General features: G+C 62.9%; 25 protein-coding genes and 1 tRNA gene. 9 read left to right on the top strand and 17 right to left on the bottom strand.

The features are described from left to right. The first annotated feature begins 59 nt into the window (after positions 1-59). The 3 genes from ACX3OW_RS16480 (at position 60) to ACX3OW_RS16470 (ending at position 1,729) form a co-directional block, all read left to right on the top strand. Entirely contained in the window at positions 60-551 is a 492-nt protein-coding gene (locus ACX3OW_RS16480) for a hypothetical protein (protein ID WP_459096880.1), read from the top strand. Positions 552-624: 73 nt separating this feature from the next. Beyond that, complete coding sequence (locus ACX3OW_RS16475) at positions 625-1,179, top strand: hypothetical protein (RefSeq protein WP_459096879.1); 555 nt, start codon at positions 625-627, stop codon at positions 1,177-1,179. A gap of 202 nt (positions 1,180-1,381) precedes the next feature. Continuing rightward, positions 1,382-1,729 (top strand): hypothetical protein, encoded by a 348-nt coding sequence (locus tag ACX3OW_RS16470; protein WP_459096878.1) that lies wholly within the window; start codon positions 1,382-1,384, stop codon positions 1,727-1,729. Here ACX3OW_RS16470 and ACX3OW_RS16465 read toward each other — a convergent pair. Then, the gene (locus tag ACX3OW_RS16465) at positions 1,726-2,271 is read right to left on the bottom strand and encodes a hypothetical protein (RefSeq protein ID WP_459096877.1); all 546 of its coding nucleotides are present in this window, start codon (positions 2,269-2,271) and stop codon (positions 1,726-1,728) included. The genes ACX3OW_RS16470 and ACX3OW_RS16465 overlap by 4 nt on opposite strands. A 144-nt stretch (positions 2,272-2,415) precedes the next feature. Here ACX3OW_RS16465 and ACX3OW_RS16460 point away from each other — a divergent pair, with 144 nt between their 5' ends. Next, the gene (locus ACX3OW_RS16460) at positions 2,416-2,643 is read left to right on the top strand and encodes a hypothetical protein (protein ID WP_459096876.1); all 228 of its coding nucleotides are present in this window, start codon (positions 2,416-2,418) and stop codon (positions 2,641-2,643) included. 1 nt (position 2,644) lies between these two features. Here ACX3OW_RS16460 and ACX3OW_RS16455 read toward each other — a convergent pair whose 3' ends face one another. The 4 genes from ACX3OW_RS16455 to ACX3OW_RS16440 form a co-directional block, all read right to left on the bottom strand. Next, on the bottom strand, positions 2,645-2,860 hold the full coding sequence (locus tag ACX3OW_RS16455) for a hypothetical protein (RefSeq protein ID WP_459096875.1): 216 nt from the start codon (positions 2,858-2,860) through the stop codon (positions 2,645-2,647). Between the two features lie 11 nt (positions 2,861-2,871). Next, the gene (locus ACX3OW_RS16450; protein WP_459096874.1) at positions 2,872-3,129 is read right to left on the bottom strand and encodes a hypothetical protein; all 258 of its coding nucleotides are present in this window, start codon (positions 3,127-3,129) and stop codon (positions 2,872-2,874) included. Further along, entirely contained in the window at positions 3,126-3,524 is a 399-nt protein-coding gene (locus tag ACX3OW_RS16445) for a hypothetical protein (RefSeq protein WP_459096873.1), read from the bottom strand. Before ACX3OW_RS16445 ends, ACX3OW_RS16450 begins: the two co-directional genes overlap by 4 nt. 137 nt (positions 3,525-3,661) lie before the next feature. Then, positions 3,662-3,735 (bottom strand) — tRNA-Gln (locus tag ACX3OW_RS16440). 241 nt (positions 3,736-3,976) lie between these two features. Between ACX3OW_RS16440 and ACX3OW_RS16435 the strand changes: the two genes are divergently transcribed. After that, the gene (locus ACX3OW_RS16435; RefSeq protein WP_459096872.1) at positions 3,977-5,161 is read left to right on the top strand and encodes a Ppx/GppA phosphatase family protein; all 1,185 of its coding nucleotides are present in this window, start codon (positions 3,977-3,979) and stop codon (positions 5,159-5,161) included. Then, the gene (locus tag ACX3OW_RS16430; protein WP_459096871.1) at positions 5,151-5,891 is read left to right on the top strand and encodes an RlmE family RNA methyltransferase; all 741 of its coding nucleotides are present in this window, start codon (positions 5,151-5,153) and stop codon (positions 5,889-5,891) included. Before ACX3OW_RS16435 ends, ACX3OW_RS16430 begins: the two co-directional genes overlap by 11 nt. Positions 5,892-5,980: 89 nt before the next feature. Here ACX3OW_RS16430 and ACX3OW_RS16425 read toward each other — a convergent pair whose 3' ends face one another. Then, on the bottom strand, positions 5,981-7,372 hold the full coding sequence (locus ACX3OW_RS16425; RefSeq protein WP_459096870.1) for an MFS transporter: 1,392 nt from the start codon (positions 7,370-7,372) through the stop codon (positions 5,981-5,983). Between the two features lie 19 nt (positions 7,373-7,391). Beyond that, complete coding sequence (locus tag ACX3OW_RS16420) at positions 7,392-8,786, bottom strand: MFS transporter (RefSeq protein WP_459097025.1); 1,395 nt, start codon at positions 8,784-8,786, stop codon at positions 7,392-7,394. 294 nt (positions 8,787-9,080) lie between these two features. Between ACX3OW_RS16420 and guaB the strand changes: the two genes are divergently transcribed. Then, a complete protein-coding gene (gene guaB, locus ACX3OW_RS16415; protein WP_459096869.1) occupies positions 9,081-10,583 on the top strand; it encodes an IMP dehydrogenase in 1,503 nt (500 codons plus the stop codon). Between the two features lie 186 nt (positions 10,584-10,769). Here guaB and der read toward each other — a convergent pair whose 3' ends face one another. Together der and ACX3OW_RS16405 are read right to left on the bottom strand one after the other, a co-directional pair. Then, the gene (gene der / locus ACX3OW_RS16410; RefSeq protein WP_459096868.1) at positions 10,770-12,224 is read right to left on the bottom strand and encodes a ribosome biogenesis GTPase Der; all 1,455 of its coding nucleotides are present in this window, start codon (positions 12,222-12,224) and stop codon (positions 10,770-10,772) included. A 39-nt stretch (positions 12,225-12,263) separates the two neighbouring features. Next, on the bottom strand, positions 12,264-13,061 hold the full coding sequence (locus ACX3OW_RS16405; RefSeq protein ID WP_459096867.1) for a tetratricopeptide repeat protein: 798 nt from the start codon (positions 13,059-13,061) through the stop codon (positions 12,264-12,266). A gap of 194 nt (positions 13,062-13,255) precedes the next feature. Between ACX3OW_RS16405 and ACX3OW_RS16400 the strand changes: the two genes are divergently transcribed. Continuing rightward, positions 13,256-14,419 (top strand): acyltransferase family protein, encoded by a 1,164-nt coding sequence (locus ACX3OW_RS16400; RefSeq protein WP_459096866.1) that lies wholly within the window; start codon positions 13,256-13,258, stop codon positions 14,417-14,419. A gap of 3 nt (positions 14,420-14,422) precedes the next feature. Here the strand turns inward: ACX3OW_RS16400 and ACX3OW_RS16395 are convergent, their stop codons facing one another. The 5 genes from ACX3OW_RS16395 to ACX3OW_RS16375 all read right to left on the bottom strand — a co-directional run bounded on the left by ACX3OW_RS16395 (position 14,423) and on the right by ACX3OW_RS16375 (position 19,089). Then, on the bottom strand, positions 14,423-15,037 hold the full coding sequence (locus ACX3OW_RS16395; RefSeq protein ID WP_459096865.1) for a 2'-5' RNA ligase family protein: 615 nt from the start codon (positions 15,035-15,037) through the stop codon (positions 14,423-14,425). A gap of 174 nt (positions 15,038-15,211) precedes the next feature. Then, positions 15,212-16,783, bottom strand: a complete 1,572-nt coding sequence (gene guaA, locus ACX3OW_RS16390; protein ID WP_459096864.1) for a glutamine-hydrolyzing GMP synthase — start codon at positions 16,781-16,783, stop codon at positions 15,212-15,214. A gap of 85 nt (positions 16,784-16,868) precedes the next feature. Then, a complete protein-coding gene (locus ACX3OW_RS16385; RefSeq protein ID WP_459096863.1) occupies positions 16,869-17,354 on the bottom strand; it encodes a TspO/MBR family protein in 486 nt (161 codons plus the stop codon). A gap of 62 nt (positions 17,355-17,416) precedes the next feature. Continuing rightward, positions 17,417-17,803 carry a hypothetical protein gene (locus ACX3OW_RS16380; RefSeq protein ID WP_459096862.1) on the bottom strand — a complete coding sequence of 129 codons (387 nt, stop codon included), beginning with the start codon at positions 17,801-17,803 and terminating at the stop codon, positions 17,417-17,419. Continuing rightward, positions 17,800-19,089: an RsmB/NOP family class I SAM-dependent RNA methyltransferase gene (locus ACX3OW_RS16375; RefSeq protein WP_459096861.1), complete on the bottom strand. Its 1,290-nt coding sequence runs from the start codon at positions 19,087-19,089 to the stop codon at positions 17,800-17,802. The genes ACX3OW_RS16380 and ACX3OW_RS16375 overlap by 4 nt, the downstream gene beginning before the upstream one ends. 235 nt (positions 19,090-19,324) lie before the next feature. On the opposite strand from ACX3OW_RS16375, the gene ACX3OW_RS16370 reads away from it, so the two are divergent. Beyond that, positions 19,325-20,587 carry a hemolysin family protein gene (locus ACX3OW_RS16370; protein ID WP_459097024.1) on the top strand — a complete coding sequence of 421 codons (1,263 nt, stop codon included), beginning with the start codon at positions 19,325-19,327 and terminating at the stop codon, positions 20,585-20,587. Positions 20,588-20,713: 126 nt separating this feature from the next. On the opposite strand, the gene ACX3OW_RS16365 is transcribed toward ACX3OW_RS16370, so the two are convergent. The 3 genes from ACX3OW_RS16365 to purF are packed head-to-tail and all read right to left on the bottom strand — an operon-like array spanning position 20,714 to position 23,552. After that, on the bottom strand, positions 20,714-21,313 hold the full coding sequence (locus ACX3OW_RS16365) for a GNAT family N-acetyltransferase (protein ID WP_459096860.1): 600 nt from the start codon (positions 21,311-21,313) through the stop codon (positions 20,714-20,716). After that, positions 21,313-22,062 (bottom strand): SDR family NAD(P)-dependent oxidoreductase, encoded by a 750-nt coding sequence (locus ACX3OW_RS16360; RefSeq protein ID WP_459096859.1) that lies wholly within the window; start codon positions 22,060-22,062, stop codon positions 21,313-21,315. Before ACX3OW_RS16360 ends, ACX3OW_RS16365 begins: the two co-directional genes overlap by 1 nt. Then, entirely contained in the window at positions 22,062-23,552 is a 1,491-nt protein-coding gene (gene purF, locus ACX3OW_RS16355; protein ID WP_459096858.1) for an amidophosphoribosyltransferase, read from the bottom strand. The genes ACX3OW_RS16360 and purF overlap by 1 nt, the downstream gene beginning before the upstream one ends. Positions 23,553-23,681: the final 129 nt, after the last annotated feature.

The following is a 23,681-nucleotide window of genomic DNA, read 5'->3' as shown; positions in this document are numbered from 1 at the left end:
CCGGCCGATCTACCTATGATAGAGTCTGTAAAGAGTTAAATCCTTACGGAGTATATCGCATGCCTACTCATATCGGCCTTAGTGACGAACGGGCCGACCAGCTCAAGGCCCTGGCTAAGTCTCTCGGTATCACCACGGCGGAGGCGGTCGGCTTTCTGTTGAACCGCGCTATCGATGACAATTTGATCCCTCGCGAGATCTCCGGTTTTGATATTCGCGCGGACGGCGGCCAGGTCAAGTTTGAGATCACCGACCCCGACGATGAGCGCTCCGCCACATTGATGGCGTTCGCCACGATGGGCACTGTCTATAATGATCTCCTGTCGCCAGTTGATGCACGTGCGCTTGCGGATAGCCTCGAGCGCCTTGCGACCGATGTTCGCTATAAAGCGGAGTATGTGCCTATGGCGCCCTACAACTTGGCACGTGTAGGCACCGGCATTCGTATCTCGAGCTTTATGGACCGCAAGCGCGTCGTGCCGAAAGACGTTGCGCGCGACCTGACTAAGATGCTTCGCCTGGCTGCAGACGAGGCAGAACAGACGGCATAGAAAAACCCCCGCGACGGCAATCGCGAGGGCTTAACACTTACTAGGTTCGTTCGGAGGAGAACGGTTTTATACTATGGAAAATCTGCACAAAAAGCAAGGAATTAAGCGCGTTTACGTGCGGTTTTTCGATTTTATCAAGAGTTTGATTACTCACCGCGCTCCCGTTGTTACGGTCGAGCCAGCGATTATTGCACCTACGCCGGCAAGTGACCCGCTCGACATTTCAGCCGAGCTCGACGCCATGCTCGCCGAGCTCCTGGCCGCGCCGTCGATCGCACCCGAACCCGAACCGGCGCCAGTCGTGCGGCCGATCGCCACCACCACGCCGAGCATGACCGAGGCCGAAATCCTTGCCTGGCTCGAGGCCTGCGACGATGACGCCACCACTCCGGCCGGTGCGAAAACGTCGACAAAATTCGGCGTCGGAAATCCCGCGAATGACCAGGCGGCGCCGGCCTCTCCGGCCGATCTTGGCGCACGTTGTCCAGTAAGAGTAAGAGCTTACAGTAAGAGTAAGAGCTTACACCCCCCTTTCTACCCCCACCCTGTCACCCCTGCAGAAGCTCATCCTCGACCTCAAGGCGCGCAAGCAGTCGCCTCTCTCCCACCTGTTCGCCGAGGCACCTAAAGACGCCTTCAAGCTCTCGACCATCATCCCCTCGACCTCCTGGTCGCGCTCGATCGAGGCCAACAAGTTCGCCCAGGCCATCCGGTCGAGCCAGTCGAGGAAGGCCGTCGCGTTCTCCCTCAACCTGTCCAAGGTCCGCGAAAAGGCGCTGCGCGCGTCTCTTGATCCGGTGAAGCTCCTGGCGACCTACATCAACCGCGCCATGACCAAGCAGCTCGGCCAGGCGCTCCCCTATGCGTTCCAGTTCGAGATCAGCCCTGCCGGCCGTCTGCACGTTCATGGCGTCGTCTGCCTCAACCGTGCCGATAAGGCCGAGCTCGACGCCCTTAAGGTCGCCCTGGCGGCTGCAGGCGGCAAGATCAAGGGTCATGCAGGGTCGCGCCAGGTCAAGGTTGCCGAGCTCTACAGCGCCGATGGCTGGACGGCCTATTTCAACAAGGCTCTCTCCGGCACGATCAAGACGCTCGGCATCGATAAGGTGCGGATCGTCTCGGCACCCCTTCGCGACCATGCAGAGGCCGATTGGAGCAGCTACCGTGACGCTGCCTAGAGTCCGGTGGCATCAACCGAATATGCGTCGTTGTCCGCCTTGCAGTCCCAAGCGTTGCGGAAACTATACCAAATCTCGATATGCCTACTGTTGTATAAGTAGCGCAAGAATACTTTAGGGTATGGGTCGCGGTTCAGATTGTCGGCGGGGTAGAATGTCGCTGTGTTTGCGTATGATGCATCTTCTTCCGCGGTGTAAATATCTCCTAGTTGAGCTTTCACGCCCCTGAATGCGGATTCTTGTTCTTCTTCTGTTGCATACATCTGGGAGAATCCCTGTATCTCACAGAGCCCAATACTGCGGCCGATGGATGCATAGTATTTGACGAATGTAGCGTTTGGTTGGGGTGGCACCACTTCAATGAACGGATCGCCATCCGCTACAATGGCGAAATCTTCTAGCTTCATCCCCAAATGTGTGCCGAATGCTTGAGCATTGGCTCCGGTGCAAGACATACATGCCAACGCCAGGGCCGCAATAATTCGCATAAAGTATCCTCCATTAGCGGCTGCACCATAACGGCGCGCCGCTTTATCTGGCAAGTCGGGTCACGGTGCTGGTGTAGCGAAATAGATGATTGTAAGTAAGCGTTTACTTACATTAAGTGTCTGATAATAAACGATAAAATGGATTGACGGCGCATTGGTTCCCGGCGATGATTCCGCATCACCGATTTGGAGACACCAATGCACGACGACACGCCCACGTATATCTCGACCGCAAGCTGGGACGACCTCATCAGCCGTCTCGCCACCGACGACACCCTTCGCCAGCGCATGGGCGTGCAGCTCTGTCCGTTCTCCGGCCAGGTCGAGGAATACCTGGTCGCCGACCAGCTCGGCGGGATGCTCGATCTCTGGCCCGAGAAGTGGCGCGCCACTATTGAGGCGGGCAGGGAAGTCGAAGCGGCCTGATCTACTCGCCGCGCTCTCGGCGTCTAGCTCGATCCTCAATCCACCAGCCGGCCAGCCCCATCAACACGAATGGGCTGGCCCACAACGCCGCATGGTAGGCACCAGAGACGACGAAGCCGAGCTTGTCGTCTACCTCCACGAAGCGCGAGACGATGGCCGGCAGGGCCAGCACCAGCATGATCGCAGAGCCGATGAGGATGGCCGTGCTGCCGTTCAACGGCCTGCGTCTCATGGCTGTTTACTGTCGCTCGGTGCCAGCACGTATGTGATCGCACCGACCAGTGCGATTGCCGCCAGTTCAAGACCTAACAGGTGCCAGGCGATGCTGGCATTGACACTGCTATACTCGCCGGTCAACTTCGGGCTGTTCCGAAGAGCAAAGGCGAAATGGTCGAAGTCCTGGCCTAGAAAGCCCCATGGCGGGAATGCGATGGCGAGCAGCGCCAGAGCCAGCGCAGAGACAAGGATCGTCTTGCGGTTGATCACGAACCCACCACACCGTTGCGGACGAGGATTTCTCTAATGTGCTCATCGGCCATGGAAGGCCGGTCGCCGTTCACGATGCTTCTTATAAGTGGAACATGGGCTTGAAGCTGCCGCACTAGGTTCGCTCGCCAGTTCTTATCCTCGGCGCGGCCGTAAGAGGGGGAGATCGAACTGGCGAGCGCCATGCCCTTCGCCGCCTTGAGGCAGTGCTGCACGATCTCATCGATCGCCCGATCAGGAAGCCGCGCGACATCGACGCCGCCGCGTTTTAGCTCCTGCTTAAGCAGGGCACGACCAGACACTTCGGGCGGCACTGCCTGCGCCAGGACGATCTTGAGCACCCACCACGCCACGACCAGCCCGGCAACGGCCAGCACGATCCACAACCAGTTCATCGAATCCCCCAGGTCAGACAGCACAAGGCGCGCTCACCGTTGTGGAGTTTTCCACACAGATCAGCGTGCCACAAGACTGTGACAATAGGGTGTGACAGCGTTTTGCTAAGTCACTGATTTCATTGAATAAAAAGAGATGGCTGGGGAACCTGGATTCGAACCAAGATTGACGGAGTCAGAGTCCGCTGTTCTACCGTTGAACTATTCCCCAGCAAGGGTTTCCGGCGAGGCCGGCGGTATTTGGCGGGAGGCGGGTAAAGCGTCCGGCGCGGGCACTGCATAGACAATGCCCGAACAGATTGCAAGCGCCTCTGACGCAAGCTGTGGATAGCTTGTCGCCATTGCGCTTGCCCGCCCCTTGCACTACCGTCGTTCTCGACACGTTATAAACAGTGCGCCGGGCGCTGCCGGCTAGGCCGGTTCCGGCGACCGCGCACGACAGGAGACTTTCTGTGACCGATTCCGATCGGTCCGCTGCCGGCTATTCGTCGCTCGACGAACCGGCAATCCGTGCCCCGTCCAGTCCCGGACCGGCGGGGAGGGTAGGGGGCGACATGCTCTCACCCGCCGCGGACAGGCGGACGTCCAACGCCACCACTCCGCGCCGACACCGCGGGCCGGTTTACGCCGCGCTCGATCTTGGCACCAATAATTGCCGCCTGCTGATCGCCCGCCCGCATGACCATGGCTTTCGCGTGCTCGATGGCTTTACCCGAATCGTCCGGCTGGGCGAGGGGGTTTCGGTCACCGGACGGCTGAGCGAAGCCGCCATGGACCGCACCATGGATGCGCTGCGCCAGTGCCGCAACAAGCTGCGCGAGCATCAGCCCATTCGCATGCGGCTGATCTCCACCGAAGCCTGCCGCGCCGCCGAGAATGGCCTGGCCTTTCTGGCCCGGGTCAAGCATGAGCTGGGCTTGGAGCTGGAGATCGTTGATCGCCGTACCGAGGCCGAGCTGGCGGTGACCGGCTGTGCCGACCTCATCGAGGGGGGCGCTGCCGGCGCCCTGATGTTCGATATTGGCGGCGGTTCCTCCGAATTGGCCTGGCTCGATTTTCGCGGTGGCCGGCCCAAGGCGCAGGGCCGCATGTCGGCGTCGATCCGCTCCTGGCAGTCGCTGCCGGTCGGCGTGGTGTCGATTGCCGAAAAATTCGGCGGCATCGATGTGACGCCGGCGGTGTTCGAGGCGATGGTGGCCCATGTCTCCGAGCATCTGCGCCAGTTCCGCGGCCGTGAAAAGCTGCGCCAGATGATTGCTAATCATCCGGTGCATCTGATCGGCACCTCGGGTACCGTGACCACGCTGGCCGGGCTGCATCTGGGCCTGGAACGCTATGAGCGCCAGAAGGTGGACGGCTTGTGGATGAAGCGCGCCGAAGTCGATGATACGATGAAGGTGCTGCTGGCCATGTCCTATGAGCGCCGCATGGCCCATCCCTGCATTGGCCGGGACCGGGCTGATCTGGTGCTGCCGGGCTGCGCTATTTTCGAGGCGATCCGGCGGGAATGGCCGACGGAGCGTGTTCGCGTGGCCGATCGTGGCTTGCGTGAAGGTATTTTAATTTCGCTGATGGACGCGGACCGCGCCCATAATCGGGCGTCGCGGTACCCGCGGAGGACTGGCAATGGTGGATAAAGCTCTCGGTACTGGCGGACGCAAGTCCGAACGGGACCTCAAGATTCGGGTGAAGACGGCCAAGGGTCGCAAGGTGTCGTCGACGATCTGGCTCGAACGCCAGCTCAACGACCCCTATGTGGCGCGGGCTCGCTCGGAAGGCTATCGCTCGCGCGCCGCCTTCAAGATCAAGGAGATGGACGAAAAGCATCACCTGTTCCGCAAGGGCATGCGCATCGTCGATCTGGGCGCCGCGCCGGGCGGCTGGTCGCAGGTGGCCGCCAAGGCCATCGGCTCCACCGAGGCCAATCCGCTGATCGTCGGCATCGACTATCTGGAGATGGACCCCATCCCCGGTGTCACCCTGCTGATGAAGGATTTCACCGATGAGGACGCGCCGGCGGCGCTGATTGCTGCCATGGGTGGCAAGAAGGCCGATCTGGTGATGAGCGACATGGCCTGGCCGACCACTGGCCACCGCCCGACCGACCACCTGCGCATCGTGCAGCTGATCGAGATCGCCGCCGCCTTCGCGCTCGACGTGCTGGCGCCGGGCGGCTCGTTTGTCGCCAAGGTGTTCCAGGGCGGCACCGAGCATGAGCTGCTGCATATGCTCAAGCGCCACTTCAAATCGACCTTCCACGCCAAGCCGCCTTCCAGCCGCTCCAATTCGGCCGAGGCCTATCTCATCGCCAAGGGTTTCAAGGGCACCAACGATACCGTGCCCGGCGAAGGCGAATACGACCGCTAGTCGCTCGGCGGCAACAGGCTGAAAACCACAAGAAAGCCGTCAGCATGCTGGCGGCTTTTGCTTGCGCGGTTATGGGGGCTATATCCCGGCTAATGCGCGTGCGGACCACGGGTTAGCGCCTGTCCGGCATCCTTGGGCAGGCGCAAGAACATCACCGTCGAAATGGCGCAGATAGCGCCGACGACGAAGAAGGCGGCGTGGAAATCCGACAGGATCAGCTCGCCCCCGCCGCGTAGCGCATTGGCGGCTTCCAGCACCCCGCCGCCCACGGCAATGCCCAGCGCCATGGTCAGCTGCCCGCTCACCTGGTTGATCACATTGGCCTGGCCGGCATCCTTGTCCTCGACATCGGCGAACACGAAAGCGCTGGAGCCGGTCCAGAAGGTCGAGTTCCAGAAGCCGGTAAAGACCAGCACCGACAGGATCAGCGGTATCGGCGTTTCGGGGGTGTAGAGCCCCATGGCAAGGATGCCGAGGGCCGAGACGGCGGTGGAAATCACCAGCGAGGTCTTGAAGCCGATGGATTTGAAAATCCAGGTGGCAAAGAATTTGGCGATGATCGCGCCGACGGCGCCGGCAAAGGTCACCATGCCGGATTCAAACGGCGTCATGCCGAAAGCCAGCTGCAGCATCAGCGGAAACAGGAACGGCGTCGCGCCCTGACCCAGCCGGAAGGCCGCGCCGGCCACCACCGCACTGCGGAAATAGGGCAGGCGGAACAGCCGCAGATCGAGCAGCGGATTGTCGCCGGTCAGCGCATGGCGGGCATAGAGAACGCCAATGCCGATGCCAATCGCGGTGGCGATCACCCCGATAATCGGCGGCAGCGCCGGCAGGCTGATCACCGCCGTGCCGAAGGCAAACAGCGCGAAGGCGGTTCCCGCCAGGAAAAAGCCTGGCAAATCAATGGCGCGCGGCGCATTGCGCTGGGTTTCCGGCAAAAACAGCCCCACCAGCACCACCCCGACAATGCCGATCGGCACATTGATCAGGAAGATCCAGTGCCAGCTCAGATAGGTGGTGAGAAAGCCGCCAAACGGCGGCCCGGCAATCGGGCCGATCAGCCCGGGAATGGTCAGCCAGGCCATGGCATGGACCAGCTGGTGGCGCGGCGTGGCCCGCACCAGCACCAGCCGGGCAATCGGCGTCATCATGGCGCCGCCCATGCCCTGAATGAAGCGGGCGACCACGAAGGCCAGCAGCGAATCGGAGAAGGCACAGGCAATCGAGCCCAGCACGAACACCACCATGGCGATGCGGAACACGTTGCGCGAGCCGAAGCGGTCGGCCATCCAGCTCGAAATCGGCACGAAGATGGCCAGCGCCACCAGATAGGCGGTCAGCGCCAGCTTGAGCGAAATCGGATCGGTGCCCAGATCGTCGGCAATGGCCGCCAGCGAGGTGGCAATGACGGTCGCGTCCATGTTTTCCATGAACAGCGCCGTGGCGAGGATGAGGGGAACGATACGCGACACAGCCATATTGCCGGGATTATCCCGGTCACTCCCTGTGGATGACGGCGCCCTGATGGCCCGAAACATTGTTGCCGGCATTGGGCGGCAATCGGAAATAAATCAGACCGGCCAGGATGCTGAGGCCGCCGACCACGAAAAACGCGATCTGGAAATCGATGAGGTCGAGCGCGCTGCCGCGCAGCCGCATGCTGACTTCGAGCACGCCGCCGGCCATGGCCACCCCGAATGCGATGCTCAGCTGCTGGCACACGGCAACGATGGCCGTGGCCTGGCTGGCGTCTTCGTCGTCGACATCGGCATAGCCCATCGCGTTGGAGCCGGTGAACAGCACGGAGCGCAGCACGCCGCCCAGCAGCAGCACGGCCATGATCACCGGGACGGGCGTGGCGGCATTAAAAAACCCCTGCGCCGCGATCAGCGCCCCGCCACCGACGGCCGCTATGCCCAGTATCAGCGGAAAGCCGAACCGCTTGAACACCCGCTCGGCGACGAACTTGCTCATGATCGCGCCAAAGGCGGAAACGAAGGTGATGGCGCCGGACTGGAACGGATTGAGGCCAAAGCCGAGCTGCAACATCAGCGGCAGCAGAAACGGCAGCGCCCCGACGCCGATGCGGAACAGCGAGCCCCCGGTAATCGAGGCGCGAAACAGCTTGTGGCGGAACAATTGCGGGTCGAGCAGCGGAAATGCCGTCCGCTTGGCATGCGACAGATATAACAGGCCAGCGGCCACGCCGACGGCAATGGTCAGATAGCCATAGGCGATTGGCAGCGCCGGCAGGCTCACAACTGACAGCCCGAACACCGTGCCGGAAAAGGCGATGGCGGCCAGCAGGAAGCCGGTGACGTCGATGGGGCGCGGATTGCGCGCATCGGGGACCTTAAGGAAAATCCCGGCCAGGATCACCCCGGCAATGCCGATGGGAATATTGATCCAGAAAATCCAGTGCCAGCTGAGATAGGTGGTGAGAAAACCGCCGATCAGCGGCCCGGTCAGCGGCCCCAGCAGGCCCGGCACGGTCAGCCACGCCATGGCCGACACCAGCTCGCTGCGCGGCGTCGAGCGCACCAGCAGCAGCCGGCCCACCGGCGTCATCATCGAGCTGCCAATGCCCTGAAAGAAACGGGACAGCACGAAGCTCTCCAGCGAAAACGAGAAGGAGCAGGCCAGCGAGCCGAGCATGAACACCACGATGGCCAGCCGGAAAATAGTCTTGGCACCGAAGCGGTCGGCCATCCAGCCGCTGATCGGAATGAAAATCGCCAGCGACACGAAATAGGCGGTCAGCGCCAGCTTCAGCGCAATCGGGTCCGTGCCGATATCGGCCGCAATCGCCGGCAGCGAGGTGGCAATGACGGTCGAATCCATCTGTTCCATGAACAGGGCGACCGCAAGAATGAGGGGGGTGACGCGGATCAGGACACTGGGACCGGCAAGGAATCGGGATGCGCCAATATGTGGCAGGCATAATATGGACTGTGGACCAGAGGCTGGAAAGGCTATTTGCCCTAGTCCTTCCGTCCACATTTGCCCCGTCCTCGTCGAGGCATGCGTTCGCCGCTGGGCCGCCCCGCCTTGCACGCGGTGGCCGCCCCCTATGCAAGCCGGCCCCCCGGTGCTATTGACCCTCGCCAACCTGAACCCGCCGCAAACGTCGGCCCGGTTCACACTCCAACATTTCTGATCATATCAGAAGGCAGGAAAGGTCTGGCCTTGGCGAAGATTATTACCACCATCACCGGCGATGCGGCGCTAACCTTCGATGACGTGCTGCTGCAGCCGGCGCGCTCTGACATCCTGCCCACGGAAACCGACATTTCCACCTATGTCACCAAGGACATAGCGCTCAATCTTCCCATCATCAGTTCAGCCATGGATACCGTCACCGAGAGCGGCATGGCCATTGCCATGGCGCAGGCCGGCGGCTTGGGCGTCATCCACAAGAACCTCACCACCGCCGAGCAGGCCGAGCAGGTCCGCCAGGTCAAGTCGTTCGAATCCGGCATGGTGGTCAATCCGATCACCATCGGCCCCGACGCCACGCTGGCCGATGCGCTGTCGCTGATGCAGGTCAACCGCATTTCCGGCATTCCGGTCGTCGAAAACGGCGGCAAGGGCGGTCGCGCCATCGGCAAGCTGGTCGGCATCCTTACCCACCGCGACGTGCGCTTCGCCTCCCATCCGGCGCAGCCGGTCAGCGAGCTGATGACCCACCAGAATCTGGTCACCGTGCGCGACGGCATCTCCAAGGAAGAAGCCAAGGTGCTGCTGCACACGCACCGCATCGAAAAGCTGCTGGTGGTCGACGCCGGTTATCGCTGCACCGGCCTGATCACCGTCAAGGATATCGAAAAGGCCCAGCTCAACCCAGACGCCGTCAAGGACGAGCAGGGGCGCCTGCGCGTCGCCGCCGCCTCTACGGTCGGCGACCAGGGCTTTGAGCGCTCCATGGCCCTGATTGACGCCGGGGTGGACCTTCTGGTCATCGACACCGCCCACGGACACTCGGTGCGCGTCGCCGAGGCCGTCGAGCGCGTCAAGCGCGAGAGCAATTCCACTCGCATCGTCGCCGGCAACGTCGCCACCGCCGAGGCAGTCAAGGCGCTGATTGATGCCGGCGCGGATTCGATCAAGGTTGGTATCGGCCCCGGCTCGATCTGCACCACCCGCATCGTCGCCGGCGTCGGCGTTCCCCAGCTCGCAGCCGTCATGGCCTGCGCCGAGGAGGGGGCCCGTCACGGCATCCCGATCATCGCCGACGGCGGAATCAAATACTCAGGCGATATGGCTAAGGCATTGGCCGGTGGTGCTTCTTGCGTCATGGTCGGCTCACTTCTGGCCGGCACCGACGAGAGCCCCGGTGAGGTTTATCTCTACCAGGGCCGCTCCTATAAGTCGTATCGCGGCATGGGTTCGGTCGGCGCCATGGGCTCCGGTTCGGCCGATCGCTACTTCCAGCAGGATGTGCGCGATCAGATGAAGCTGGTGCCTGAAGGCATCGAAGGCCAGGTGCCCTACAAGGGTTCGGCCGGTGCCGTGCTGCATCAGCTCGCCGGCGGCTTGCGCGCCTCGATGGGTTATACCGGCGCCCACAATCTCAAGGACTTCCGCGACAATTCGGTGTTCGTGAAAATCTCCGGCGCTGCGCTCAGCGAAAGCCACGTCCACGACGTCATCATCACCCGCGAAGCCCCCAACTACCGCAGCGGCCGCTAAGCAGCCCGCTTTCGTCTCTCCCCACCCACGGTGTCACCCCGGCCTTGGAGCCGGGGCCCATCCTGAGATAGGGCGGCCGCCCGCAAGGGATTGAACATTCAATCGCGTGAATTGCAGCGCGGCGCACGGTGACGGTCAAAACAAAACCCGCGGATCGCTCCGCGGGTTTTTCTTATTTTGATTGGCTTAACCCAGTCGACGCTTGCGCTTGTCGTCATACGGGTTCTTTTCACTGCCGGCGCGGATCCACAGCCGGATCGGCGTACCCTTTATGTCAAAGGCTTCCCGCATCCCGTTGATCAGATAGCGCTGATAGGCCATCGGCAGCGCTTCCGGCCGCGAGGCGAAGATGATGAAGCTCGGCGGCCGCGTCTTGGCCTGCGTCATGTAGCGCAGCTTGAGGCGACGGCCCGACACGGCCGGGGGCGGATGTCCATCGATCATGCCGGCCAGCCAGCGATTCAGTCGCGCCGTCGAGACGTGCGAGTTCCAGCTGCGCTCGATGGTGAAAATCGCGTCCATCAGCTTGTCGATATTCTTGCCGGTGAGGCCCGACAGCGTCACCAGCGGCACGCCGCGCAGCTGCGGCAGCAGGCGGTTGCAGGCTTCGCGCAGATGCGCCAGCGTTTCGTTCTTGTCTTCGATCAGGTCCCATTTGTTGAGCGCGATCACCAGGGCGCGACCTTCGCGCTCCACCAGATCGGCCAGCGCCAAGTCCTGCTTTTCGAAGGGGATGGTGGCGTCGAGCATCAGCACGACGACTTCGGCATATTGGATCGAGCGCAGGCTGTCGCCCACGGCCAGCTTTTCCAGCTTCTCGGTGACGCGGGCGCGGCGGCGGATACCGGCGGTATCGACAAGGTTGATCACCCGGCCTTCCCATTCCCACGGCACCAGAATCGAGTCGCGGGTGATACCGGCCTCGGGACCGACCAGCACGCGCTCTTCGCCGACCATGCGGTTGATCAGCGTCGACTTGCCCGCATTGGGACGGCCGACAATGGCGACGTTGAGATAGCGATTGGGGTTCCAGCGCAGGGTCGCTTCGTCGCCTTCGCCTTCCAGCATGTCCTCGGTGATGTCGATGTCGGTTTCCGGCATCGCGTCGAGATCGCCGATCTCGGTCGCTTCCTTTTCGGCCGCCATGCGGTCGATGGTGGACGAAACGATCGAATAGAGTTCCGACAGGCCCAGCCCGTGTTCCGCCGACAGCGCGATGGCTTCGCCGAAGCCCAGCTTATAGGCCTCGACCAGCCCGGCCTCGGCCGCGCCGCTCTCGGCCTTGTTGCCGACCAGATGCACGTCCTTGCCGGCTTTGCGCAGCACCTGCGCAAAGCGCTGGTCCAGCGGCATCACGCCGACGCGGGCGTCGATCATGAACAGGATGACATCGGCTTCCCGAATCGCCAGCTCGGTCTGCTGGCGCATGCGGTCTTCCAGACTCCCATCGGTCACGTCTTCGTAGCCGGCGGTATCGAGAATGCGGAAGGTCAGGTCCGCGATGCGGCCCTCGGCTTCGCGGCGGTCGCGGGTGACACCGGGCGTGTCATCGACCAGCGCAATTTTGCGCCCGACGAGGCGGTTGAACAGAGTGGATTTGCCGACGTTCGGGCGACCGACAATGGCGACGGTGACGGTCATGCGAGTAAGGTTCCGATCCGGCGGGAGGCGAGACAGCCGCTATTGCGCGGCTGGCGCGGCCTCGGTGGTGGCAGCGGGGGCGTCGGCAGCCGGGGATTCGGCGGCAGGCGTCTCGTCGCTGACGATGGCATCAATGGCGGTAGCGGCTGCTTCGGCGTCGGCATCGGCCGGCGTTTCGGTCAGCACACCCTGCGACAGCAGCTGGGCGAGGTAGTAACCCATGCGGTTGCGCACTGAATTCTGGGTCAGCGGGTCGTTGATCACGGCCTCGAAGCTGGCCTGCGCGGCGGCGAAGTCGCCGGCCTTGTACTGTGCCAATCCCAGGGTTTCGCGCGCCGCATTGCGCAGCGCATTGCCCTCGACGGCGATGCTGCCGACGCGCGATTCGACATCGGCCAGGGTGCCGGTATCGACCATCAGCGTGCCGCCCAGCACCAGCGCCAGCTCACGCAGGCGGGCGTTGGACTGGCTATTGGCCAGCGCGTCATAAGCGGCCACGGCGTCGGCGGTGTTGCCCTCGCGGGCCAGCACGCCGGCCTTGCGGAACTGCGCCAGCACCGGATAGCTGCCCGAGCCATCGGCCATCAGCGTATCGAGCTGCGTCTGGGCCGCGACGAGATCACCGCCATCGATCAGCTCGAAAGCGCTGTACAACTCGTCGGACGACTGCGCGGCATTGTTGGCGTGATACCAGGTCCAGCCTTCATTGACCGCGACAAGCGCCACGACGCCCACGGCAGCGCCGATCACATAGGGAGCAAACCGACGCCACAGGGCGCGCATACGATCGCTGCGCAGCTCCTCGTCGATTTCTTGGAAGATATTGTCCTGGGACATGGCCTGCCTAAAGTCACTGGCTGAATTGGGCGCACGTTTAGCACGCTGTCGGGCGAAAGCAAATGCGCCCAGGGCATGGGTTCCCGGCCAATTCGCTTGGCTAAAGCTTTATCTATTAAGCTTAGGCTGAGGATCGCCTGCCGTGACCGGCAATCGCCGCTATAATCAGGCCGCGGACACCAGAGTAAACCAGCATGACCAAAGGCCGGGTCGAAACCATCGACGTCTTTCGCGGTATCGCCATCCTGATGGTGGTGATGTTTCATTTTACCGCCCGCCTGCCGGCCTATTCCCTCAACATCACCGAAGGCGCGCCATTGCCGGTGTTTTTCGGCTGGGTCGGGGTGTATTTCTTCTTCATCATCTCGGGCTACTGCATCTTCATGACGCTGGAGCGCTCGGCGACGGTCGGAATATTCCTGGCGCGGCGCTTTTCGCGCATTTATCCCGCCTTTTTTGCCGCCGTACTGCTGCTCTTCGTCTTCGGGCTGGTCGCCTATATTCCCAGCGTTCCCGAAGCTCACTTCCATGTCATCCCGCCCAATCTGCTCGATGTGCTGATGAATCTGTTCTTCATCGGGGAGATTGGCGAGTGGGTCGATGGTTCGTTCTGGTCCATCGCCGTGGAAGTGAAATTCTACCTGCTGGTGGCGATTCTGGCCGGCGTCTTCACCGATCGAGCCCGCTTCACCACGGTGTTTGCCTGGCTGGCCATCGTTATGGCCCCAATCTGGGCAGTCTCGACCCTGTTTTCCCATCTGGGCAGCGGTCCGGTGACGCCGCAATCCATGCTGAAATTCCTCGCCATCGCGCCCTATCTGACCTTCTTCGCCGTCGGCATTCTCGGCCGGCAACTGGAGAACGGCGCCCCGCAGGTCCGCAACCTGCTGCTGGCCAATCTGGTGCTGTCCACCGCCGTGGTCTGGATCGAGGCCTATTCCTTCGAACTGCATGATGGCGGTCTCAGCGCCAGCGTCTGCGCACTGGCCTATCTTGGCCTGACCCTGCTGTTCGTCCGCTTTGTCTCGGGCGGCTCGATCCCGCATGTGCCCGGCCTGTCCTCGGCCGTGGCCAAGGTCGGGCTGCTCAGCTTCTCCTGGTATCTGATCCACGAAAATATCGGCATCAGCTTCCTGACCACGCTGGATATCTATCTGCCGGCCCAAATCGCTCTGGTGCTGGCGATGATCTCGACCTTCTGCATTGCCGTGGTCTTCGCCCATCTGGTCGAACACCGCTTCCGCAAGCCCGTCGAAAAACTGGCCATGACCATTCTGGATTGGCTAGGCAACCAAGGCCGCGGCCTGAGCCTCCTGCGCAACGCCCCGCTGGCCGTTGCACCCGCAGCGGCTGAATAGGCATTAGCCCAGCACCCACTCTCCCAGATAGTCCGGCCGTCGCATTCCCGGCGTGGTGTGCACCAGCCAGAATGCCCGCACCGGCCAACGATAGGCCCGCCGTAGCGGTGTCTCTGGCAGCCGCTCGGGGCTGTACCAGATCGTCAGATGCGGCACGACCTTGCGCGGCCCAACCGGCAGGCCGAGCCGCTGCAGCTGTTGCCGAATGTCGCCATAGAGCCCCAGCAAATCATGCGCGCCATTACTGCAGGTCAGCACGGTTGGAAATTGCCTTCGCCCGCCCGTTCCGGCTCGCTTGCCGGACAAGCTCAGCACCTGGTCAAAACTGACGGTGAACCCCGGCCGCCGCACGGCCCCGCCAGCCTCAAGCGCTTCGTCCAGCCGATCCTGCGTAATTTCCCGGCCTTGCTGCACACAGTGGAGCGAGACATGCAGCCGATCGGCTCGTACCAGATTGCGCGCCCCAACACGCCGTGCCAGCAGCATCGCGCCGCGTTCAATGTCCTGCGCCACGGCCGGCGGCGGCACCAGGGTGAAATAATAGCGATGGTCCAGCGCCCGCTGGGTCGCTGCATCTTGAGGCGGCGCGCCGCCGAAAAGCTCCAACTGCATATCCATGATGGCACCGTTTGTTCTCTATTTGTTCTAAAATAGAGCGGCCGCAATGGAGCGTCAATCGTGTCATAGATCACGATCTGATCCCGCGAGGGCGGGATCGACATGTGGTTAGGGCAGGCTGGCGCTTCCCGCCTGCGCGGGAAGCTGGGACGTCTCAGCTAAACTAGCCGCGGCTTATTCCCACTCGATGGTGCCGGGCGGCTTGCTGGTCACGTCATAGACGACGCGATTGATGCCGCGCACTTCGTTGATGATGCGGGTGGCGGTCTTGCCGAGAAAGTTCATGTCGAACTGGTAGAAATCGGCAGTCATACCATCGACCGAGGTCACCGCGCGCAGCGCGCAGACGAACTCATAGGTCCGCCCGTCGCCCATGACGCCGACGGTCTGCACCGGCAGCAGCACGGCAAAGGCCTGCCAGATCTTGTCATACTGGCCCGACTTGCGGATTTCATCGAGATAGATGGCGTCGGCCCGGCGCAGCAGGTCGAGTTTTTCCGGGGTGATGCCGCCGGGGCAACGGATGGCGAGGCCCGGACCGGGGAAGGGGTGGCGGCCGATAAAGCTCTCGGGCAGGCCCAGCTCACGGCCCAGCGCCCGCACTTCATCCTTGAACAGCTCGCGCAGCGGCTCGACCAGTTCCATATTCATGCGCTCGGGCAGGCCACCCACATTGTGGTGGCTCTTGATGGTCACCGAGGGACCGCCGGTGAACGACACCGATTCGATCACGTCGGGATAGAGCGTCCCCTGGGCCAGGAACTTGGCGCCGCCGAGCTTCTTGGCTTCCGCCTCGAAGGTTTCGATGAACAGCCGGCCGATGATCTTGCGCTTGGTCTCGGGGTCCGACTGGCCCTCCAGCTCGCTCAAAAACACCTTGGACGCGTCCACATGCACCAGCGGGATATTGTACTGGTCGCGGAACATGGTGACGACCTGTTCGCTCTCATTGAGCCGCATCAAGCCGTGGTCGACATAGATGCAGGTCAGCTGGTCGCCGATGGCTTCGTGGATCAGCACGGCAGCGACCGAGGAATCGACCCCGCCCGACAGCCCGCAAATCACCTTGTTGCTGCCGACCTGGGCGCGGATCTTCTCGACCATCTTGCTGCGATAGGCCGACATGGTCCAGTTGGACTCGATGCCGCAAATCTGGTGGACGAAATTGGCGTAGAGCTTGCCGCCGTCCGGGGTGTGCACCACTTCGGGGTGGAACTGCACCGCCCAAATGCGGCGCGCCTCATTGGCGATCATGGCATAAGGCGCGTTGGCCGAGGTGCCGACGACCTCAAAGCCCTCGGGCAGGGCCACGACGCGGTCGCCATGGCTCATCCACACCTGATGCTCGCTGCCCAGCTCCCACACGCCGTCATACAGCGCGCTAGCCTTGTCGACCTTGACCTCGGCGCGGCCGAATTCGCGGTGATGGCCGGCCTCAACCGTGCCGCCCAGCGCCACGCAGAGTGCCTGCTGGCCATAGCAGATGCCCAGGATCGGCACATTGGCGTCCAGGATCGACTGATCGATGGTCGGCGCGTGCTCGTCCAGCGTCGACGCCGGGCCGCCCGAGAGCACGACGCCCTTGGGCTGCATCGCTTCCATGGCCGCTGCAGCGTTCTGGAACGGATGGATTTCGCAATATACCCCGGTCTCGCGAATTCGACGCGCAATCAGCTGAGTGACTTGCGAACCAAAGTCGACGATGAGGATTGATTGCGGGCGGGCGGAGGGGTCAGGGTTTTGCATGGCGAGCCATTATCGCCGTGGCGTAGATTCCGCAAGCCTCACGCGTGCAACACAGGCTTGCGATTGGTCTTTGGTGGCGCTGGCGCTAGTTCAGGATCGCGATCGACAGGTTCAGCAGCGTCGCAAAGCCGACCCAGGCCGCATAGGGCACGAACAACCAGGCTGCGGTGGGATCATCGTCCCGCGCCGTCAGGATAAACGCCAGGATCAGCGCCAGCAGCGCCACGATCACGACAGCCGCCGGCCACAGCATTTGCCCGATGAACCAGATCGGCGACCACGCCCAGTTGAGCGCCATCTGGGCGAACCAGATTTTCATCGCCTTGCTGCCGGCGTCGATCATCCAGATGCGCCAGCCCGCCACCGCGATCATCACATAGAGCGCGAACCACACCGGCGCGAAAATCCAGTTCGGCGGATTGAAGGGCGGCTTGGTCAGCCCGGCATACCATTCGCCCGGCACCGATTGCGTCCCGATCAGCGCGCCAACGCCGATCACCACGACGAGAAAAACCCCCAGGGTGAGCCAGGGGCGGGGTGTCTTGTAGTCGGCAAGCGAGGGCGTGGTCATGGGTCAAAAACTCGATGGAGAGAGCACTGCTCCATCAACGCGCCACACGCCGTAGAGTTCACCTATTGCGTCGGGCTGCAGTCCGCCTGCGCGATGCTCAGCGCGCCCTTGGTCCCATCGGCCGCGACATAGCTCAGCTCCACGCTGCTTTCATCCGCCGCCCAGGCCGCCGTCACCGCCTCAAACAGCGGCTGATTGCCCTCCAGCGCCAGCTGACAACCTTGACGCTGGCCGCCAACATCGAGGATCGCCACACGCGTGCAGCCAGTCTCGCCACATAGCTCGCCCAGCTCCAGCCGCACCGCGCCGGAGGGCGAGACCAGATCATGTCGCGTATCGGGGGCAGGGAACATGAACCACACGGCGGCCAGCGCTGCCACAATCAGCAGCGCCGCCCCCGCCACAAACCCCCATAGGGGAATGCCGGTTTCCTGCGTGTCGGTGGTCATGCCACCTGCCGCAAGGCGTTCACATAAAACCCGTCGGTGCCGGTCAGTCGCGGCGTCAGCGCAATGCCCGACTGCGCGGTCGCCAGCTCGGCCGGCAATTCGGCGCCAAACGCCGCCTGCCACAATTCTTCCGGTGCCACCGAGGCAAAGCCCGGATGGGCGGCGATGAAAGCCGCGACCTGATCATCATTCTCCTCGGGCAGGATCGAGCAGGTGATATAGACCAGCGTGCCGCCCGGCTTGAGAAAGCGCTGCGCCTCGGCAAGGATTGCCGCCTGTTCACCGATCCGCTGCGCCAACAGTTCCGGCGACAGTTTCCATTTTGTGTCCGGCCGCCGCCGCCAGGTTCCGGTGCCGGTGCAGGGCGCGTCGATCACCACCCGGTCCATTTTGCCCACCAGATCATCCAGCGCGCCCGGCTGCGGCGCCCGCACCTGCACATTGCGCGCGCCATTGCGCTTGAGCCGGTCATAGATCGGCGCCAGCCGGTTACGGTCGCTGTCAAAAGCAAAAATCTGGCCCTTATTGGCCATGGCCGCCGCCAGCGCCAAACTCTTGCCGCCCGCGCCGGCGCAGAGGTCCAGCACCTGCTCGCCCGGCTTGGCCCCGGCCAGTGCCGCCACGATCTGGCTGCCCTGGTCCTGCACCTCGAACCAGCCCTTGAGGTAGCCCTCATCGGTGGTGACATTGGGCGTCCGCGCATCGCGCGGCCCGGCCGGCATAGTCACGCCCACCGGCGAAATCGCCGTCTCCTGCGGATTGAACCGCGCCAGCGACTTCATCACCCGCTCGCGACTGGCCTTGAGGCTATTGGCCCGCAAATCCAGCGATGGCCGCCCGGCCATGTCCTGTCCCTCGGCAATCCAGTTGTCGCCAAACGCCCGCTGCAGCGATGGCGTCAGCCATTCCGGAACATCGGCCAGCACCCAGCCCGGCGTATCGTCATTCAACTCGCCCACGCGGGCCATTTCATCTTCGCTCAGCGCCTCGGGCGCATGGCTGTCGCTGGCAAAACTCTCATTCAGCGCCGCCGGGTCTTCATTCCAGTCGCGCACCGCGACGGCCAGCACCAGCGCACGCGGGCTGTCGCTGCCCATCAGCGCGGCGTGCGAGGCGCGGCGGCGCAGCGCGTCATAGACCAGATTGCCGATGGCGGCGCGGTCGCCGGCCCCGGCAAAGCGGTTATTGATTCCCCAGGCTTTGAGCGCTTCCGACACTGGACGCTTGCGCGTTTCCACGTCGGTCAGCACAGCAATGGCAGCAGACAGGCGACCGGGAAGACGCATTTGGGACACTCGCGAGTTACGGAAAACACTAGGCAATACGAGCCATAGCCGCAGAAGCGCCCGCACCACAAGACCTGCTGCCGCAGGGCGGAAATGCCCGCCGCCGACTGGCCGCGACTAATTTTCCAGACCCATGGTGTAAGCGGGCGCTTTACCCTTATATTGCACCGGCACAAGCGACCCGATGCTGAGAGCGGGGCCGCATCCATATGAAAACACCTTGTACGTAGAAATATTGATCGTCGTCGTTCTGACCATCGTCAACGGCCTGTTGGCAATGTCGGAACTGGCCGTCGTTTCCGCCCGACCGGCCCGCCTGCGCGGCATGGCCGACCAGGGCAACAAGGGCGCCGCCATCGCCATCGCCCTCGCTGAAGACCCGGGCAAGTTCCTGTCTTCCGTTCAAATCGGCATTACCCTGGTGGGCATCCTGTCCGGCGCCTTCTCGGGCGCCACGCTGGGCCTGCGCCTCACCAATTGGCTGCAAACGGTCGGCGTGGCGAACAATGTCGCCGATGTGCTGGGCGTCGGCGTCGTGGTGCTGCTGATCACCTATATCTCGCTGATCATCGGCGAACTGGTCCCCAAGCAGATTGCCCTGCGCGATGCCGAAGGCGTTGCCGCCCGCGTCGCCCCGTCGATGAAACTGCTGGCCGCCGTTGGCTCGCCGGTGGTCTGGGTGCTCGATGTTTCCGGCAAGGGCGTGTTGCGCCTCTTGGGCCAGCACGGCGAGTCCGATGAGAAGGTCACCGAAGAAGAGGTCAAGACCATCATTGCCGAGGCCACCACGGCCGGCGTGATCGAGAGTGACGAACATTCGATGATCTCGGGCGTCATGCGTCTGGCCGACCGTTCGGCCCGTGGCCTGATGACGCCGCGCCTCGATGTCGACGTCATCGACCTCTCCGACGATAGCGATGAGCTGCGCCGCACCATTCTCGACACCCATCGCTCACGCCTCTTGGTGCAGGACGGCGATGCCGATTCCATCATCGGCGTGGTGGCGATCAAGGACATTATCGGCGTCTTCGCCAATGGCCTGCCGCTCGAAATTCGCAAATTCGTCCAGCCGGTGCCGGTGGTGATGGACCATGCCGATGCGCTGGACGTGGTGCGCGCCATCCGCAATTCCACCGTGCATATGGCGCTGGTGGTCGATGAATACGGCCATTTCGAAGGCATCGTCACCTCGGGCGATATCCTTGAAGTCATCACCGGCGTGTTCCAGGAAGAAACCGGTGATGACCCGGCTTTGGTCCGCCGCGAAGACGGGTCCTATCTGGTGGCCGGCTGGATGCCCGTCGACGAATTCGGCGACCGCCTCAAGCTGTCCATCGCCCGCGACGGCAAATACGAAACTGTCGCCGGCTACGTGCTCTCCATCATCAACCGCCTGCCGGCCGTTGGCGAAACCTTTGAGCATAATGGCTGGAAATTCGAAGTCATGGACCTCGACGGCCGCCGCATCGACAAGATTCTGATGACCAAGCTGGACTAGGGGCAGGGCCCCAAGAGTGGAGCGACCCTCTCCCCTTGCGGGAGAGGGGCAGACCTGACGCGTTCAGCAGCAGATCAGGTTGTGAGGGGTTCTCTCCGCGAGCGCGATGCTAGCGGAAGCCTCGTCCTACAGCGCCATCCCGAACCACACCGTCCGCCCAATGGTCTGCACGGGTTCAAATCCGCTCCGGGTCCAGAACGCCACGGCGCCCGTATTGCCGGCATTGGCGCCAAGATGGATGCCGCTGACCCCAGCCGCCCGCGCCTGTGCGATCCACAGCTGCAGCAGCCCGGTGCCGACGCGCTGTCCGCGCAGGCGCGGCAGCAGGTTCATATGAATATGGGCTGGATAGCGGGCGACGATATCGGCCGGATTGCTCTCTGGCTGGGTGATCGCCGTGATGCGCTGCCGATCAGCTGCCGTCAGTTGATCGGCGGGAATGGTCGCATAATGCCGGCGCAGCGCCGGCCACCATTCGCGTTCCTGCCGCGCGGCAAACGCCGTGCTGTCATTTGTGCCGACAATATAGCCGGCGACGCCCTGGTCATCCTCGGCGACAAACACCTGCTCGGGCTCCAGCACCCCATAGGGCGCCGAATAGAGGTGCCCGATCACCTTGCGGTCATGATGCAGCCTGCTCGCGTCCTGCCCGGAATCGCCGGTAACGAGACAAATCTCGTAGAGCGCGTCCAGGTCCTCGGCACGATAGGGCCGCAGCTCGACCATCAGATGTCCTCGAAAGCACCCGTTTCGACATTGAACAACCGGCCATTTTCGCTCACCGCAGGCGTGATCAGGTCGATCAGCTTCGGCGCGATTTCAGCCGGCGTGGGCAGCGTATCCGGGTTCTCGCCCGGCATAGCCTTGGCGCGCATCGCCGTGCGCACCGCGCCGGGATAGAACACGTTGACCCGGACCTTGGTCTGGGCGATTTCCCCGGCATAGGATTTTGCCATGGCGTCTACGGCGGCTTTGGTGGCGGCGTAGAGCCCCCAGAATGGCCGCGCCGAACGCGCAGAGGACGACGACACGAACACCGCCCGGCCGGCCGTCGACTGCCGCAGCAGCAGGTCGGTGGCGCGCAGCAGGCGATAATTGGCAGTGACGTTGACCGCCATCACCTTGTCGAAATCTTCCGGCTTCACATGGGGCAGGGGGCTGAGTACGCCGAGCTGGCCGGCATTGGCCACCAGGCCATCCAGCGCGCCCCAGCGCTCGAAGATCGCTGCGCCAAGCCGGTCGATGGCGTCGCCATCGCGCAGGTCGAGCGGCACCAGCGTTGCCGCCGAGCCCAGGTCCTGGATTTCGTCGTCCAGCTCTTCCAGCCCGCCAACAGTGCGGGCCACGGCCACCACATGGGCGCCGCGTTTCGCCGCTTCGATGGCGGCGGCATAGCCGATGCCCCGCGAAGCGCCGGTGACGAGGACGACTTTACCGGCCAGATCCTGTCCAGCGCGATCCTGTTTTCCAGCCATTAACCGGCCTCTTTGAGCAGAGAAATACGTTTCGGCCCGTTCTTGGCGCGGCCGTTGAGATCGGTCAACTGCGTCGGATAGTCGCCCGTGAAATAATGGTCGGTAAACTGCGGCGCCTTGGCGTTGCGCGGTTCCCCGCCCACGGCGTCGTAGAGACCATCGATCGACAGGAAGGCCAGCGAGTCGGCGCCGATGAATTTGCACATCGACTCCAGATCCTTGTGCTGGTTGGCCAGCAGCTTTTCCGGGTCCGGCGTGTCGATGCCGTAATAGTCCGAATAATAGATCATCGGGCTGGCGACGCGGATATGCACCTCGGTCGCCCCGGCATCTCGCATCATCTGCACGATCTTGACCGAGGTGGTGCCACGCACGATGGAATCGTCGATCAGCACCACGCGCTTGCCGGCGATTTCGGCGCGGTTGGCCGAATGCTTGAGCTTGACGCCAAAGGCCCGGATCGACTGGGTCGGCTCGATGAAGGTGCGGCCCACATAGTGGTTGCGGATAATACCCAGCTCGAACGGAATGCCGCTCGCTTGGGCAAAGCCGATTGCCGCCGGCGTGCCGCCATCGGGCACCGGCACCACCACATCGGCTTCCACCGGAGCTTCCTTGGCCAGGTTCATCCCCATGCGCTTGCGCGCCGAATAAACGCTGCGGCCGGCGACAATGGAATCGGGGCGGGCGAAATAGACATATTCGAAGAGGCATGGCCGTTCCGGCTGCGGCCGGGCCGGCTTGCGCGCCTCGATGGTGATCGAGCCATCCGGCTGCAATTCGCAGATGATGACTTCGCCATTCTCGACGTCGCGGATATATTTCGCGCCGATAATGTCGAGCGCACAGGTTTCCGAGCAGAAAATCGGCTTGCCGTCGAGTTCGCCCATCACCAGCGGCCGGATGCCGACCGGGTCGCGCGCCGCGATCAGCTTGGTGCGGGTCACCGCCAGCATGGCGTAGCCGCCTTCCATCTGCCGGATGGCGTCGATGAAGCGGTCGGTGCTGGAGCTGTGCCGCGAGCGCGCCACCAGATGCAGCACCACTTCGGTGTCCGAAGTCGACTGGCAGATGGCGCCGGTGGCGATGATCTGCCGGCGCAGCGTCAGCCCATTGGTGAAATTGCCGTTGTGAGCAATGGCGATGCCGCCATCTTCCAGCTCGGCAAATAGCGGCTGCACATTGCGCAGCGCCACTTCGCCGGTGGTCGAATAGCGGGTGTGGCCGATGGCGATCGAGCCGGGCAACTTCGCCAGCAAAGCCGGGTCGGTATAGTGGTCGCCCACCAGCCCCATGCGCTTTTCGGTATAGAACTGGCGGCCGTCGAAGCTGACGATGCCTGCCGCTTCCTGGCCACGATGCTGCAGGGCATGCAGCCCCAGAGCGGTTAGCGTCGCGGCGTCGCTATGCCCCAAAATGCCAAACACGCCGCATTCTTCATGCAGCGTGTCGCCATCGAGACTGAAATTGTCATCGCTTGGATGGTTCACCGGGTTCTCCATGCCAATGCTGCCTCAACCGCATTGATTGCGTGTCGCTGTGACGGCTGGGCTAAAAACTAAGGGCTTACGCCATAGCCCATTTTGTCGATCCCGACCAATGCCATACTGGGCGGTCAG

The organism is Devosia sp. A449 (assembly GCF_054489375.1).
This window is presented reverse-complemented; position numbering and strand designations above follow the sequence as displayed.